Raw genomic sequence first — 15,060 nt, forward strand, 5'->3', positions numbered from 1 at the left:
GTGGCTCACATACAGGAATTATGGGCAAGAACACTTGAAGCTATACAAGACAAGATCAGCAAGCCCAGTTTTGAAACCTGGCTGAAGGCGACGGAAGCCGTCGATTTGGAGGCGGATATCCTCATTGTGTCCGCGCCGAACGATTTTGCGCGCGATTGGCTGGAGTCCCGGTATGCCGACCTCGTGCGGGACACCTTGCGCGAAGTAACCGGCTCGTCACTCGGAGTGAAATTTGTCAGCCACACCGCCGAAAAAAACGACGATCAAGACGAGGCCCCGGCACAACGCGTTCCGGAAACGCCGGAAGAAGAAGCCCCGGCCAAGTCACAACTGAATCCGCGCTATACGTTTGACACCTTCGTAATCGGGTCCGGCAACCGCTTCGCCCATGCCGCTTCCTTGGCGGTGGCGGAAGCGCCAGCCAAAGCTTACAACCCGCTCTTCATCTATGGGGGCGTCGGTCTGGGAAAAACCCACTTGATGCACGCCATCGGCCATTATGTGCTGGGACATTCAACATCGAGCCGTGTCGTCTACATCTCGTCCGAAAAATTCACCAATGAATTTATCAATTCGATCCGGGACAATAAGACGATTCAATTTCGAAACAAATATCGCTCCGTGGATATCTTGTTAATAGACGATATTCAATTTCTAGCGGGAAAAGAACAGACACAGGAAGAATTCTTTCACACGTTCAACGCCCTGCATGAAGCCAACAAACAAATCATCATTTCCAGCGACCGACCGCCCAAAGAGATCCCCACGCTGGAAGATAGGCTGCGTTCCCGTTTTGAATGGGGCTTGATTACCGACGTGCAGCCGCCTGATCTGGAAACCCGGATTGCGATATTGCGCAAGAAGGCAATAGCTGATAATTTAGATGTTCCGAGCGAAGTCCTCGCCTTTATCGCCGACCGCGTCGATACCAACATTCGCGAGCTGGAAGGGGCACTCATCCGGGTCGTCGCTTACTCTGCGCTGATGAACCAGCCGGTTTCGCCGGAGTTGGCAGCCGAAGCGTTGAAAGACATCATGCCGCATTCGCGCCCCAAGGTAATCAGCATCCAAGACATCCAGCAGGAAGTGTGCAATTACTACCGGTTGCGTGTGGAAGAGTTAAAAAGCAAGAAGCGAACCAAGTCGGTCGCATTCCCGCGCCAAATCGCCATGTACCTCTGCCGTGAATTGACAGACCACTCCCTGCCCAAGATCGGGGAAGATTTTGGTGGACGCGACCACACCACAGTGATTCACGCCCATGAGAAGATCAGCCGCGTCCTAACTCAAGACCCACAGCTGGAACAGGCGATCAACGAGTTGACAAGCCGCATCAAACGCAGATCATAACCCTGGCAACCCGCTTGAGGGAATTATTCTTCTTATATAGAAATCCCGATGTCGAATTTTTTGTCTAACTTGTGAACGGCGTTTTTCTCTTTCTATTTTAAAGTGGAAGTCTTCACTTTTTGCACAGCCCTGTGAATGATGTGGACAACTAGGGACAGCCTATGCACACTTTTTCCACACCCGTGTATAGGCTGTTCATCTAGGTTTAACCCACTTATACACATTATCCACAGGCCCTAGTACTATTACTGCTGTTTTTAAAAAAAGATATATATGAAACAGGCACCTTGTTGATGACTCAATCCCCTTTCCTTTTTTATTTTGTTTTTACATACAAGGAGGATGAATGATGAAGTTCCGTGTGGCCAAAACAGCTCTGGTTGATGCCGTATCGCAAGTATCCAAAGCGGTATCTTCCAAGACAACCATTCCTATTTTGACTGGGATGAAAATTCAAGCCGATGAAGAGGGACTCGCTCTGACGGGGAGTAATTCCGATATCACTATTCAAGTACGCGTACCCAAGAAGAAAGATGATTTAGAACAAGTATTTGTGGAAAAAATGGGTAGTGTCGTTCTGCCCGGCCGCATTTTTGCCGATTTGGTGCGCAAACTCCCAGGCGATCAAGTTGAATGGGTGGTCAATGAGAAATTCCAAGCAACGATTCGCTCTGAAACAGCCGAATTCCATTTGAACGGATTTGATCCAGTAGAATATCCGCGGTTGCCGCACTTATCCACAGACCAGATGTTCAGCATTTCCGCAGACACGTTGAAGTCCTTGATCCGCCAAACCGGATTTGCGGTGGCAACCAATGAAGCGCGCGGAGTGTTGACAGGCGTGCTGTTTCAATTGGAGCGGGGCGTTCTTACCTGTGTGGCAACAGATAGCCATCGCCTGTCCAAGCAGCAGGCCAACGTGGAGGGTTCCGAGGATATCTCGCTCAGCAATGTGATCGTTCCCGGTAAAAGCCTGTCAGAGCTTGCCAAAACATTGGCCGATTACACCGGGGTTGTGGATATCATCGTCGCTGAAAATCAACTGCTTGCCAAAACTGATGGATTGGAATTTTATTCCAGGTTGTTGGAAGGGATGTATCCGGACACGAATCGTGTTATTCCGCAACATGGGGAGACGGAATTGATCTCTTCCACCAAAGAATTGTTACAATCCGTTGATCGTGCGTCGCTTATTAGTCGGGATGGACGGGATAATGTGATAAAATGGACGTTAAGAGACGGAAAAGTAGAAGTTAATTCCGCCGCTCAAGATATCGGAAGCGTTACGGAAGAAGTGGTCGCGAAAGTGAATGGACCAGAGCTGAGCATCTCTTTCAATGCGAGGTATATGATGGAGGCCCTCCGTTCGATAGAAAGCGACGAGATTCGCATCCAATTCACCGGACCGATGACGCCGTTTCTCATCCTGCCCACTGCCCGCGAGGATTCCTTGCACTTGATCGTTCCCATTCGCACCCGGTGACGGGCATAGGAGGGTTTGCCATTTTGAAAAAAATTCACATAGAAGGCTCTTATATTACACTGGGCCAATTGCTTAAAATGTTAGATATGATTGACAGTGGAGGACAGGCCAAGCACTTCCTCATGGATGTTGAAGTGAAAGTGAACGGTGAAGTGGAAACGAGAAGGGGAAGAAAGCTTTATCCACAAGATATTGTGGCAGTAGATGGTTTTGGTTCGGTGCAAGTGGTTCAAGACTAAGGGAGGAACCCCGCTTGCGTGTAGAAAGCTTGGAATGCAAACATTATCGTAATTTAAGCGATGTTTCTCTTTCCTGTCCGGAAGAGCTTCATCTGTTTGTGGGCCCCAACGCCCAAGGGAAGACCAATCTGCTTGAATCATTGTATTGTTTGGCGTTGGGGAAATCCCACCGTTCCCGTTCACACAAGGATCTCATCCAGTTTGGCCAACATCATGCAAACATCAAAGCGAGCGTAAAAAGAGGACAGCAGGGCGTGCGCCTCGAAGTAAAACTTTCTGAAAAAGGGAAAAAAGTGATTCGAAACGGCATTGAACAGCGAAAGCTGAGCCAATACATCGGCACGTTGCCCGCTGTCCTTTTTGCTCCAGAAGATCTCGCTATCGTCAAAGGAAGCCCGCAAATTCGGCGGCGCTTTTTAGATATGGAGATCGGGCAAGTCAGCCCCACTTATGTGCACAACCTGACCCAACTGAACAAGTTGTTGACACAACGCAATAGCTTGTTGAAACAGTCGGCGCAAAAAAGAAACGCTCAGTTTTCGTTGCTGGAGGTGTTGGATGAACAGTTTATCCACATCTCCGTTCAATTGTGGAAAAAACGCTTTCAGTTCCTCGCCTCTTTGCAAGAATGGGCCAAAGAGATCCACCGCGCGATCACCCGCCAGCAAGAAGAACTCCTGGTGGAGTACCGCTCTTCCTTGCCGATATCCGCTTTGCAAGATGAACAAGAATGGGGTAACCTACTGAAACAGGAATTGGAACAGAAGAGGGATAAAGAACTGATGCGCGGCAGCACGCTGGTCGGACCGCATCGGGATGACCTTTATTTGTCTGTAAACGGATTAAATTTGCATTTGTACGGCTCTCAAGGACAGCAGCGCACCGCCGCCTTGTCCCTGAAATTGGCTGAAATTGAACTCATCCGCCAAGAAACGGGCTATTATCCAATTTTATTATTAGATGATGTGTTGTCAGAGCTTGATGATTCACGCAAAACGCATTTGCTAGAGGCGATTCGCGGGAAAGTGCAAACATTTGTCACCACGACCGGCTTAGAGGGGATTGACCCCGAAACGATTGCGCGGGCCCGCATTTATCAGGTGCGGCAAGGGAGCATCACAGAACTGGGGGGATAAGGTGTTTATTCACCTGGGAGGCAGTCGCATGATACGCATTCGGGAGGTGGTGGCCATCTTGGATGCAGGCGCGACGGAACAAGCGCCCAATGAGGCGCATTTTGTACAATTAGCCAAAAAAGCGGGGAGGCTGGAACACATTTCCCCAGATGAGGTCAAGTCCTACGTGATCACCAAGGATCGCGTGTTCGCTTCGCCCATCTCATCAACCACCTTGAAAAAAAGGGCGGATCAGAGCCAGAAGCCGTGGAAATGACCTGTGGTTGGATTTCAAGTAGTTCTGGATAAGGAAGCAGGTGACCAAACGTGTCCGTAAATAAAACCAATTATGATGAAACACAGATTCAGGTACTTGAAGGTTTAGAAGCTGTTCGGAGACGTCCCGGGATGTACATCGGTTCGACATCAAGCCGCGGATTGCACCACTTGGTATGGGAAGTAGTGGACAACAGTATTGACGAGGCGTTGGCCGGTCGTTGCGACACGATCCAAGTGATCGTCAACGAAGATAACAGCGTGACCGTCATTGACAACGGAAGCGGTATTCCGGTCGGGATTCATCCCAAAATGGGCCGCCCGGCTGTAGAAGTGGTGTTGACCGTATTACATGCCGGTGGGAAATTCGACGGGGAAGGATATAAGTTCTCCGGCGGGTTGCACGGGGTGGGCGTATCCGTCGTTAACGCCCTGTCCGAATGGTTGCAAGTTGAAGTAAAGCGGGAAGGCAAAATCCATCGCCAGTCATATCGGCGTGGGGTGCCGGAACATGACTTGCAAATCGTCGGCGAAACGGAAGAAACCGGGACAACGGTGACATTTAAACCAGACCCCACCATATTTACCGAGACGACGGTTTATGATTTTGAGACGCTACAGTCCCGGCTTAGAGAATTGGCGTTTTTAAACCGGGGCATCAAAATTGTGTTGGAGGATAAACGCGGTGAAGGGAAACACGTCGTCTTCCAATATGAAGGCGGCATTCAATCTTATGTTGAACACTTGAACCGCAATCGGGAAGTGTTGCACGAACCACCGATTTATATTTCAGGCGAGAAAGAGTCGATTCAAGTGGAGATTGCTATGCAATACAATGATTCTTTCTCCTCCAACATCTACTCTTACGCCAACAATATCCACACTCATGAAGGTGGAACGCACGAGGCCGGTTTCAAATCGGCGTTGACAAGGGTCATCAACGATTATGCCCGCCGTAACAACTTGCTGAAAGATAACGACAGCAACTTAACTGGTGATGACGTGCGCGAAGGCTTGACCGCAATCATCAGTGTCAAGATTGCTGACCCGCAGTTCGAAGGACAGACCAAAACCAAATTGGGCAACAGTGAAGCAAGATCGGCGACAGAGCAACTGTTTACCGAACACTTCCAAACCTACCTGGAGGAGAATCCAGCGGTGGCGAAGAAAGTGATCGGCAAAGCGGTCATGGCTGCACGGGCCCGGGAAGCGGCCCGGAAAGCGCGCGAGTTGACCCGCCGGAAAAATGCCCTTGAAGTAAGCTCATTGCCAGGGAAATTGGCTGACTGTACCTCGCGGAACGCCGCTGAAAGCGAATTGTTCATCGTGGAGGGGGATTCTGCGGGAGGAACCGCAAAACAAGGGCGTGACCGGATGTTCCAAGCGATTTTGCCCCTGAGGGGGAAGGTGCTCAACGTAGAGAAGGCTCGGCTTGACAAAGCCTTGTCCAACGAAGAGATCCGCACCATTATCACCGCTTTGGGAACGGGGATTGGCGACGACTTCAATATCGAAAAAGCGCGCTATCATAAAATCGTCATCATGACGGACGCCGATGTCGACGGGGCGCACATCCGTACCCTTTTGTTGACATTCTTCTACCGCTACATGCGCCCGTTAATCGAACACGGCTACGTGTACATCGCACAGCCGCCATTATATAAAATCACGCAAGGTAAAACGATTCGTTACGCGTATAATGACCGGATGAAAGAAGAAATTCTCAAGGAAATTGAAGGAAAGAACGGGAAGATCGAAATCCAGCGGTACAAAGGGTTAGGCGAAATGAACGCAACCCAGCTGTGGGAAACGACGATGGACCCGGAATCAAGAACATTGTTGCAAGTGTCCCTCCAAGATGCGATCGATTCAGATTCGGTATTTGAGATGCTGATGGGCGACCGGGTTGAACCGCGGCGCGAGTTCATCCAGGAATACGCGAATCAGGCGAATCTCGATGTATAGAGCAGTGGGTAAGTAACGGGGAGATGAAAAGATGGCAGATATGCAAAGGATACAGAAAGTAAATATCAGCCAGGAAATGAAAACTTCGTTCCTGGATTATGCGATGAGCGTCATTGTCAGCCGTGCTCTTCCCGATGTGCGTGACGGATTAAAGCCTGTGCATCGGCGAATTCTTTACACGCTGTATGAGTTGGGAATGACCCCTGACAAGCCGTACAAAAAATCGTCCCGTGTCACCGGTAACGTAACTGCGCAATACCACCCTCACGGAGATGTGGCGGTGTATGATGCGATGGTGCGGATGGCCCAAGACTTTTCATACCGTTATCCGCTCGTTGACGGGCATGGGAACTTCGGGTCGATCGATGGCGACCCCCCGGCGGCCATGCGTTACACCGAGGCCAGAATGGCCCCGATCACCATGGAAATGCTACGGGACATTCAGAAAGACACCATTGATTTCGGGCCCAACTATGACGGACAGCAAGAAGAACCGCTTGTGTTGCCGTCGCGGTTTCCCAACTTGATTGTGAACGGAGCATCGGGGATTGCCGTGGGGATGGCAACCAATATTCCTCCCCATAACCTGCGGGAAGTGATTGACGGGATTTTGCTGCTCCTAGAAAATCCAGAAGCCACCGTGGACGACTTGATGAAGATCATCAAAGGTCCTGACTTCCCGACCGGGGGCATCATCCTTGGTTACGATGGCATAAGAAAGGCATACCGCACGGGTCGTGGCAGTATTCAGATCCGGGCCAAGACGCGCATTGAAGAAGCCGGCAACGGCAAGATGCGGATCATTATTGAAGAACTGCCGTATCAAGTCAACAAAGCTAAACTGGTTGAGAAAATCGCCGATTTGGTGCGCGACAAAAAAATTGAGGGCATCACCGATTTGCGCGATGAGTCTGACCGTAACGGGATGCGCGTGGTGGTGGAATTACGCCGTGACGTGAATCCGCGGGTGGTTCTCAACAACCTCTTTAAGCATACCAGCTTACAAACGAGCTTCGGCGTAAACACCCTGGCTCTTGTCGATGGCCAGCCGCGCGTGCTCAATCTGAAGGAAGTATTGCATTACTACATTTTGCATCAGGTTGAAGTTATTCGCAGACGCACGAAATTTGAACTCAATAAGGCGGAAGAACGGGCCCACATCTTAGAAGGATTGCGGATTGCGCTTGACCAGATCGATGCGGTCATCGCTCTGATCCGGTCGTCCGCCAATACGGCTGAAGCTCGCACCGGCTTGATGGAAACATTTGGCTTGAGCGAGAAACAAGCGCAAGCGATCTTGGATATGCGTTTGCACCGGTTGACCGGTTTGGAACGTGAAAAAATCGAAAGCGAATACCAGGAATTGCAGAAGCTGATCGCGGAGTTGAAGGCCATCTTGGCCGATGAAGGCAAAATCCGTGGGGTTCTGCGCAAAGAAATCATCGAAATCAAGGAAACTTACGGGGATGAGCGTCGCACCATGATCAAGGTGGACGTGGACAACATCGAAGAAGAGGATCTCATTCCGGAAGATGAAGTGGCGATTATGATGACCCATCGGGGATACATCAAGCGGATGCCGCTTTCCACCTATCGGGCTCAGCGCCGCGGTGGCAAAGGGATCACCGGCATGGGGACACGGGATGACGACTTTGTCCAACACATCTTTGTCACCCATTCCCACAATCATCTCCTTTTCTTTTCCAACAAAGGGAAAGTGTATCGCTTGAAAGCTTACGAAGTGCCTGAATTAGGACGGACAGCCAAAGGCACGGCGATCATCAACCTGATCCAAATCGATCAGGATGAGCGGATTCAAGCGATCATTCCAGTAAAAGAATTCGCCGCCAATCAGTATCTCTTCTTCGGCACCGCAGAAGGGGTGGTCAAGAAGACCGCTCTCAGCGAATTTGAAAACATTCGCCGCAATGGCTTGTTCGCGATCAATCTGCGCGACGGCGACGAATTGATTGGTGTCCGTTTGACTGACGGGAATCAGGAAGTCATCATGGGAACCAGAGGCGGTATGTCTATCCGTTTCCCTGAGATGGAAGTGCGGGAAATGGGACGTTCCGCCACCGGGGTGAAAGGGATCACCTTAGGTGAAGACGACCGGGTCATTGATATGGATATCGTCATCCCGGACAAAAACGTGATGATCGTTACTCGCAACGGCTATGGTAAGCGCACACCGATGGAAGAATACCGTGTGCAATCCCGTGGTGGCAAAGGTATCAAAACACTCAGCTTGACAGAGAAAAAAGGGGATGTCATCGGACACAAAGTGGTTTCCGACGATGAGGATCTCATGATTGTCACCCAGTCCGGCATTGTGATTCGCCTCAATGTGAACGAGATCTCTATCATGGGTCGCTATGCACAAGGCGTGAGACTGATTAAGCTGGATGATGATGAAGTGGCAGCGGTAGCCAAAGTGAACACCGATGATGATGATGGCGAGTTGGAAGCCGCCTCTGTGCCGACCGAAGAGTGAGCAGGGTGTGATCCCTCACTCGACACGTAAGACGGCTTTCTCCCCGGTGAAGATAGCTAGCATCAGCTGCGGGAATTTCCGTGGAACTAAATCAAGCAATTCATTGATGAGGATTTGCTCGGCATGTTGGTTGTCCAACATGATTTCTCCCCATAACGGCGGATCATACCGACACAACATGCTAAGAGAAAAGAGCAACATCAGGTGAGCCAAAAGCTCTGGGATCGGAGCGAGAGGGCGGCCATTTCCTAACCATAGGTAATGGTCGCCCTTTTTGTCTTCATAAAACCAAGGATGCTGGATATTCAGCCAGACGGATTCCGCAGTACAAAGGGTGGGGGAGCTTGGGTCAATCGTTACCCGCAGTGTCAGATGACCGGCAGTTTTACCGGATTCCACTGCGGAAAAGGGGATGGAACCCACGCGGTTCAATTTGTCCGCAAGGCGCTCCGCAGAGCAATGAAAGGAATCCTGTACCCGTTCGGGGATATGTAGGAGGATGTCATCGCCAGAATGTGAAAAAAACACAGGAATTAAGCTTTCCTGTCCAAAAAGGAACCGGTAGGTTGGTTGCAATTCCGCAATAAAACCAAACAGGTCTTTGGCCGTAAAACTTTCGCCCGTTTGTATAGGGAGATGAAGTGCTTCCGCGACGAGAGGGAATAGTCCTTCCCGTTGAATCCGAATGTCATCTTCAACAAAGCGAAAACCGCTCCGCTTTCTTTTGCGGGTGGACAGGCCATGGCGCAAAACCGTGGCGTTTTGGGGGTAATCAGGCATGCGGGCCAAGAGCCACGCTTTGAACATGCTCATCATGCCATAATAAAGCAGGATGGGGCGAGACCAAGGCTGATTACTACGCCCACTGTCTTGGATCAGGGCAACGGCCTGGTTCATGTATGAGGTGAAGGCGGGTACATTGCGGTAGGCCAGACGGCCGGGATGCTCTGCCTGTGCGCGGGAATAAACGTCCATCAGATAGCGGCGAGCCGTTTCTTCGTTTTGAAAGGGCATGAAGGCAGACCACAACCAACGGTCGGGATTTTCAGTGCGGATGAGTTTGATTGACTGAATGTCCATGTGCATGTCACCTCCCTGTCATGGGCTTTAGCTACGCTTATTGTAAGAAAAAAAGTTGCATGCTATAACTGAGTCAAAGTGTGGCCGGATGCGAAAGCTGAAGCACGAGGGTTCGCCCTTTAGAAAGCGAAACAGCGGACATAGGAAGCCAATGACTTATGGCAAAGTGGATATACTACTTCACAAGAAGATCACTGAACTGTAATTATTTCCTTGGAAATAAAAAAACAAGTATCCCACAAGTTATCCACAATATCGCCATAGTTATGCACAGTTCCTGTGGATAACTTCGGGAAGCTCGTGGAAAACCAATGTTTGTCGGGCGAATTCTTGACAGTATTGTGTAAGGCTTGTTAAACTTGCAAAAAAAACTCAGGGCCAAAGGGGATAGTGAGGTATGTGGGAAGAGAAATTTGCCAAAGAAGGATTCACATTTGACGATGTGTTGTTAGTTCCGGCCAAGTCTGAAGTTTTGCCGCGCGATGTCAGTGTGGCCACCAAGCTGGCGGACAAGGTACAGTTGAACATACCTTTGATCAGTGCGGGGATGGATACCGTCACCGAGTCAGCGATGGCCATTGCCATGGCGCGACAAGGTGGAATCGGAATCATTCATAAAAACATGAAAGTTGAAGAGCAGGCGGAAGAAGTGGATCGGGTTAAACGTTCCGAAAGCGGAGTGATTACCAACCCCTTTTATTTAACGCCTGAACATAAAGTGCATGAAGCGGAAGAATTGATGGCCAAATATCGCATTTCGGGCGTGCCGATCGTCGATGAACAACGTAAATTGGTTGGGATCCTCACTAACCGTGACCTGCGGTTTGTGCGTAATTTTTCCACCCCCATTTCTGAAGTGATGACGAAAGAAAATCTAGTCACCGCGCCCGTGGGGACAACACTTGCTGAAGCGGAAGTGATTTTGCAACAACATAAGATTGAAAAATTGCCGTTGGTTGACCATCAGGGCATCCTTAAAGGGCTTATTACGATTAAGGATATTGAAAAGGCAACCCTCTTCCCCAATTCAGCCAAAGACAGCCAAGGGCGCCTGTTGGTTGGGGCAGCGGTTGGCGTGTCCAAAGATACCATGCGTCGTGTTGCCGCATTGGTAGAAGCGGAAGTGGACTTGATCGTGGTAGATACAGCTCATGGCCATTCTGCAGGTGTGTTGGAAACGGTTCGCACTTTGAGAGCGCAATACCCCGATCTTGTTATCGTCGCTGGAAACGTGGCTACTGGCGAAGGTACGCGCGACTTGATCGAAGCGGGTGCCAGTGTGGTGAAAGTAGGTATCGGCCCAGGATCGATCTGCACCACTCGTGTGGTTGCGGGAATCGGCGTGCCTCAAGTGACCGCAATCTATGATTGTGCCAACGTAGCCCGTCAGTATGGCGTTCCGATTATCGCTGATGGCGGAATCCGTTATTCTGGGGACATCGTCAAAGCGTTGGCCGCAGGTGCTGATGCGGTGATGTTGGGTAGTTTGTTTGCCGGTACGGAGGAATCTCCAGGAGAAACGGAAATCTTCCAAGGACGCCGCTTCAAAGTGTATCGCGGCATGGGCTCCATCGGTGCAATGCAAGCGGGAAGCAAGGATCGCTATTTCCAAGAAAACGAGCAAAAGCTGGTGCCTGAGGGCATTGAGGGACGTGTGCCATACAAAGGGCCATTGGCTGATACAGTCTATCAATTGGTCGGGGGAATCCGGGCTGGTATGGGATATTGCGGTGCTGCCACGCTGGTTGATCTGAAGGAGAAAAGCCAGTTTATCCGCATCACTTCAGCTTCCTTGCGCGAAAGCCATCCGCATGATGTACAAATCACCAAAGAAGCGCCAAACTACCACGTATAAACGGCGTTTTTGTGAACAAGCAGAACTTTTCTGCTTGTTCATTTCTTTTTGCTCTCCTTTTTTGATATATTTAATATCAGATTATCGTCCTTTTTGAACATAACTGTTAATTTATAAATTTAGTGAGTCGATCAGTCATGAAATGGAAAGGGATGCTGAACGACGGATCGTGGGTTCCTAATACAAACTGCAAAGCCTTGGTCCATCATTCAGCTTTCCATTTTCAACTTAAATATGGCGGATCGGCACGCTTGTTTTAAAATAATTTTGGGTGGGAGGACAAAAAATGAAATCCATGCGCATCGCGCGAATGATCGCGCTTTTTGTTTTGCTGTCCATATCCGCCCTTTTCTTCTCGCCGATCGCAGTGTCGGCGGAAGAATTGACCCCGGATATCAAAGCGAAGTCATATATTTTGCTGGATTTTGACTCGGGCGCCGTTCTGGGGGAGTTTAAGGCGGATGAAGAGAGGGCGCCAGCCAGCATGACCAAGATGATGTCGGCTTTTGTTGTGTTGGATAAAATCAACGAAGGCAAACTGAAGTGGGAAGATGTGGTTACCGTCAGCCAACGAGCTGCCAACATTGAAGAAGCCCAGATATTTCTTAAAGCAGGCCAAAAGGTGACGGTAAAAGAGTTGTTCACGGCGATGTTGGTCTACTCTGCCAATGATGCGACTGTGGCCCTTTCGGAACATGTGGGAGGGACGGAAGAAGGTTTCGTGGAGCTCATGAATCAAAAAGCGCAGGCTTTAGGCATGGTACATACGCATTATCGCTGCGCGTCTGGTTTGGACTTGCATTTGTATCCTGATCCACCTCAAGTGCCTGGTGACCATGTGATGTCAGCCCGAGATTCGGCCATTTTGGCGAGAGAATTGATCCGCACCTATCCGGAAGTGTTGCAAACCACCGCCATGACAGAGGCCACGTTCTTTGAAGGCACGGATCACGCTCTGAAAAAACCAAACTGGAACAAAATGCTGCCCGGGTTCAACCAATTTTATGAAGGCGTCGACGGATTGAAGACAGGACATACCAATCGTGCCGGATATTGCTTCACCGGGACGGCCGAACAAAGTGGTTACCGGTTGATTTCGGTTGTGATGGGTACCAGCAACGAACATGCACGTTTTGCGGAGACTAAAAAACTGTTTGATTATGGCTTTGGCTCCTTCCAACCAAAGGAATGGATCGCCAAGAATGGCAAGATTCAGGGCAAAGAAACGCTCGCCCTTCCTAATGGGGTGGAACGGACTGTTCCCGTGGTTGCCAATGACAAGCTGGTGATCCCTGCTCGTATTGGTGAAGAGGAAAATTACACCATCCAAGTGACATTTAAAAAGGGTGTCCAAGCCCCACTCAACAAAGGGGATGTGGTTGGCGAGGCGAGATTGCTTTACAAAAATCAGCCTGTCAAAGGGGTAGCACCAATCCAAATGGTCGCCGCTGCACCAGTGGAACAAGCTAGTGAGTTCCGCCTGTTTTTCCGCAAAGCAGGAGATACGATCAAGGGCTGGTTTAACTAGGTTGTTTTCAAATGGCCATAATTCTTTATAATAAATGAGAGAGGAAAGGCAGATCACCTCTCGACCATTTTGATAAGGCTATAGGGGGCAACAAAGATGACAACTCGCCAGACAGGAACTGATCGGGTAAAACGCGGCATGGCCGAAATGCAAAAAGGCGGCGTAATTATGGACGTCGTCAACGCGGAGCAAGCGAAAATAGCGGAACAAGCCGGCGCTGTGGCAGTTATGGCGCTGGAGCGCGTTCCTTCAGATATCCGTGCGGCCGGCGGGGTGGCTCGCATGGCGGATCCAACGATCATCGAAGAAGTGATGAATGCGGTAACCATTCCCGTCATGGCGAAGGCGCGGATTGGGCATTTCGTGGAAGCGCGCCTGTTGGAAGCGATGGGTGTAGACTACATTGACGAAAGTGAAGTGCTTACACCTGCAGATGACTTGTACCACATCGACAAATCGCAATTCACGGTGCCTTTTGTCTGCGGGGCGCGCGACTTGGGTGAAGCTTTGCGCCGTATTGGTGAAGGGGCTTCCATGATCCGCACCAAAGGAGAACCAGGCACAGGGAATATCGTGGAAGCGGTTCGCCATATGCGTATGATGCAAAGCCAGATCCGCAAAGTGAAAAGCATGTCTCGTGATGAGTTGATGGCAGAAGCTAAGCAATTGGGTGCGCCGTTTGAATTGCTGTTGCAAATTCACGAGACCGGCCGTCTGCCTGTGGTTAACTTCGCAGCCGGTGGGGTGGCAACTCCGGCCGACGCAGCGTTGATGATGCAACTGGGCGCAGATGGCGTCTTTGTCGGTTCCGGTATCTTCAAATCGGAGAATCCGGAGAAATACGCGAAAGCTATTGTGCAGGCGACCACCCATTATGAAGACTTCGAGTTAATCGCAGAAGTGTCCAAAGGTTTGGGAGAACCGATGACCGGTCTGGAAATCTCCAAACTGAGCGCGGCTGAACGGATGCAAGAACGCGGTTGGTAGGAGGTTTCGTAACGATGAAAATTGGTGTACTCGCTTTGCAAGGAGCAGTGCGGGAACATATCCGCTTGCTTGAATTGGCCGGGGCGAAAGTGGTGGCGGTCAAACGTGCCGATGAACTGGCCGACTTGGACGGATTGGTGATCCCAGGCGGCGAGTCGACCACGATCGGCAAGCTGATGCGGCAATATGGATTGCGGGAGCCGATCATGCGACTGCATGAGCAGGGGAAACCCATTTTCGGCACATGTGCAGGATTGATCATGATCGCCAAACGGGTAGAGAACCTTGATGAACCCCATCTCGATTTGATGGACATCGATGTGAAGCGCAATGCCTTCGGACGCCAGCGTGAAAGCTTTGAAGCGGACTTGGCGATCAAGGGCGTGGCTGATGTGTTTCCAGCCGTCTTTATCCGTGCCCCCTATATAGAAAAAGTGGGCGAGGGTGTGGAAGTGCTGTCGGTCATCGAAGACAAAATCGTGGCGGCGAGACAAGATCGATTGCTCTGTGCGGCGTTCCATCCTGAGTTGACGGATGATGTCCGTTTTCACGCCTATTTTGTTGAGATGGTGCGCGAATCGATGATTACAAATGTGGCAAAATAGGATATAATAGAACAACACATTTTTATATGATGCGAACCGCAATGAAGAGGAATAGTAGCTGGAGGATGCCGGCTTAGAGAGGC

General features: G+C 50.2%; 12 protein-coding genes and 1 other annotated feature (1 of these 13 only partly in view). Of the genes, 11 read left to right on the plus strand and 1 reads right to left on the minus strand.

Annotated elements, in window-relative coordinates:
* The 7 genes from dnaA to gyrA all read left to right on the plus strand — a co-directional run bounded on the left by dnaA (position 1) and on the right by gyrA (position 8,922).
* Positions 1-1,350 carry a chromosomal replication initiator protein DnaA gene (gene dnaA, locus NYR52_RS00005; protein WP_029071952.1) on the plus strand — a complete coding sequence of 450 codons (1,350 nt, stop codon included), beginning with the start codon at positions 1-3 and terminating at the stop codon, positions 1,348-1,350.
* Positions 1,351-1,699: 349 nt separating this feature from the next.
* On the plus strand, positions 1,700-2,833 hold the full coding sequence (gene dnaN, locus NYR52_RS00010) for a DNA polymerase III subunit beta (protein ID WP_132221868.1): 1,134 nt from the start codon (positions 1,700-1,702) through the stop codon (positions 2,831-2,833).
* Between the two features lie 23 nt (positions 2,834-2,856).
* Positions 2,857-3,072, plus strand: coding sequence for a S4 domain-containing protein YaaA (gene yaaA, locus NYR52_RS00015; protein WP_022737277.1), 216 nt, complete (start codon positions 2,857-2,859; stop codon positions 3,070-3,072).
* Positions 3,073-3,086: 14 nt separating this feature from the next.
* Positions 3,087-4,208, plus strand: a complete 1,122-nt coding sequence (gene recF, locus NYR52_RS00020) for a DNA replication/repair protein RecF (protein ID WP_259436053.1) — start codon at positions 3,087-3,089, stop codon at positions 4,206-4,208.
* A 1-nt stretch (position 4,209) separates the two neighbouring features.
* The gene (remB, locus tag NYR52_RS00025; RefSeq protein WP_022737275.1) at positions 4,210-4,464 is read left to right on the plus strand and encodes an extracellular matrix regulator RemB; all 255 of its coding nucleotides are present in this window, start codon (positions 4,210-4,212) and stop codon (positions 4,462-4,464) included.
* A gap of 50 nt (positions 4,465-4,514) precedes the next feature.
* Positions 4,515-6,428, plus strand: coding sequence for a DNA topoisomerase (ATP-hydrolyzing) subunit B (gyrB, locus tag NYR52_RS00030; protein ID WP_132221870.1), 1,914 nt, complete (start codon positions 4,515-4,517; stop codon positions 6,426-6,428).
* A 31-nt stretch (positions 6,429-6,459) separates the two neighbouring features.
* A complete protein-coding gene (gene gyrA / locus NYR52_RS00035; RefSeq protein ID WP_132221872.1) occupies positions 6,460-8,922 on the plus strand; it encodes a DNA gyrase subunit A in 2,463 nt (820 codons plus the stop codon).
* A 15-nt stretch (positions 8,923-8,937) separates the two neighbouring features.
* Here gyrA and NYR52_RS00040 read toward each other — a convergent pair whose 3' ends face one another.
* Entirely contained in the window at positions 8,938-10,002 is a 1,065-nt protein-coding gene (locus NYR52_RS00040; RefSeq protein ID WP_259436054.1) for a YaaC family protein, read from the minus strand.
* Positions 10,003-10,399: 397 nt separating this feature from the next.
* Here NYR52_RS00040 and guaB point away from each other — a divergent pair, with 397 nt between their 5' ends.
* The 4 genes from guaB to pdxT all read left to right on the plus strand — a co-directional run bounded on the left by guaB (position 10,400) and on the right by pdxT (position 14,977).
* On the plus strand, positions 10,400-11,857 hold the full coding sequence (guaB, locus tag NYR52_RS00045; protein ID WP_132221876.1) for an IMP dehydrogenase: 1,458 nt from the start codon (positions 10,400-10,402) through the stop codon (positions 11,855-11,857).
* A 286-nt stretch (positions 11,858-12,143) separates the two neighbouring features.
* Positions 12,144-13,385, plus strand: a complete 1,242-nt coding sequence (locus tag NYR52_RS00050; RefSeq protein WP_132221878.1) for a D-alanyl-D-alanine carboxypeptidase family protein — start codon at positions 12,144-12,146, stop codon at positions 13,383-13,385.
* A 96-nt stretch (positions 13,386-13,481) separates the two neighbouring features.
* Positions 13,482-14,372, plus strand: a complete 891-nt coding sequence (pdxS, locus tag NYR52_RS00055; RefSeq protein ID WP_022737269.1) for a pyridoxal 5'-phosphate synthase lyase subunit PdxS — start codon at positions 13,482-13,484, stop codon at positions 14,370-14,372.
* A gap of 14 nt (positions 14,373-14,386) precedes the next feature.
* Positions 14,387-14,977 (plus strand): pyridoxal 5'-phosphate synthase glutaminase subunit PdxT, encoded by a 591-nt coding sequence (gene pdxT / locus NYR52_RS00060; RefSeq protein WP_259436055.1) that lies wholly within the window; start codon positions 14,387-14,389, stop codon positions 14,975-14,977.
* A gap of 32 nt (positions 14,978-15,009) precedes the next feature.
* Positions 15,010-15,060: a binding site (T-box leader), on the plus strand (it continues 178 nt past the right edge of the window).

The organism is Laceyella sacchari, from assembly GCF_024927925.1.
Taxonomy (GTDB): Bacteria; Bacillota; Bacilli; order Thermoactinomycetales; family Thermoactinomycetaceae; genus Laceyella; species Laceyella sacchari.

Coding starts and splice junctions, on each gene's coding strand:
- dnaN (WP_132221868.1), top strand. CDS start 1,700: ATGAAGTTCCGTGTGGCCAAAACAGCTCTGGTTGATGCCGTATCGCAA.
- gyrA (WP_132221872.1), top strand. CDS start 6,460: ATGGCAGATATGCAAAGGATACAGAAAGTAAATATCAGCCAGGAAATG.
- NYR52_RS00040 (WP_259436054.1), bottom strand. CDS start 10,002: ATGGACATTCAGTCAATCAAACTCATCCGCACTGAAAATCCCGACCGT.
- guaB (WP_132221876.1), top strand. CDS start 10,400: ATGTGGGAAGAGAAATTTGCCAAAGAAGGATTCACATTTGACGATGTG.
- NYR52_RS00050 (WP_132221878.1), top strand. CDS start 12,144: ATGAAATCCATGCGCATCGCGCGAATGATCGCGCTTTTTGTTTTGCTG.
- pdxS (WP_022737269.1), top strand. CDS start 13,482: ATGACAACTCGCCAGACAGGAACTGATCGGGTAAAACGCGGCATGGCC.
- pdxT (WP_259436055.1), top strand. CDS start 14,387: ATGAAAATTGGTGTACTCGCTTTGCAAGGAGCAGTGCGGGAACATATC.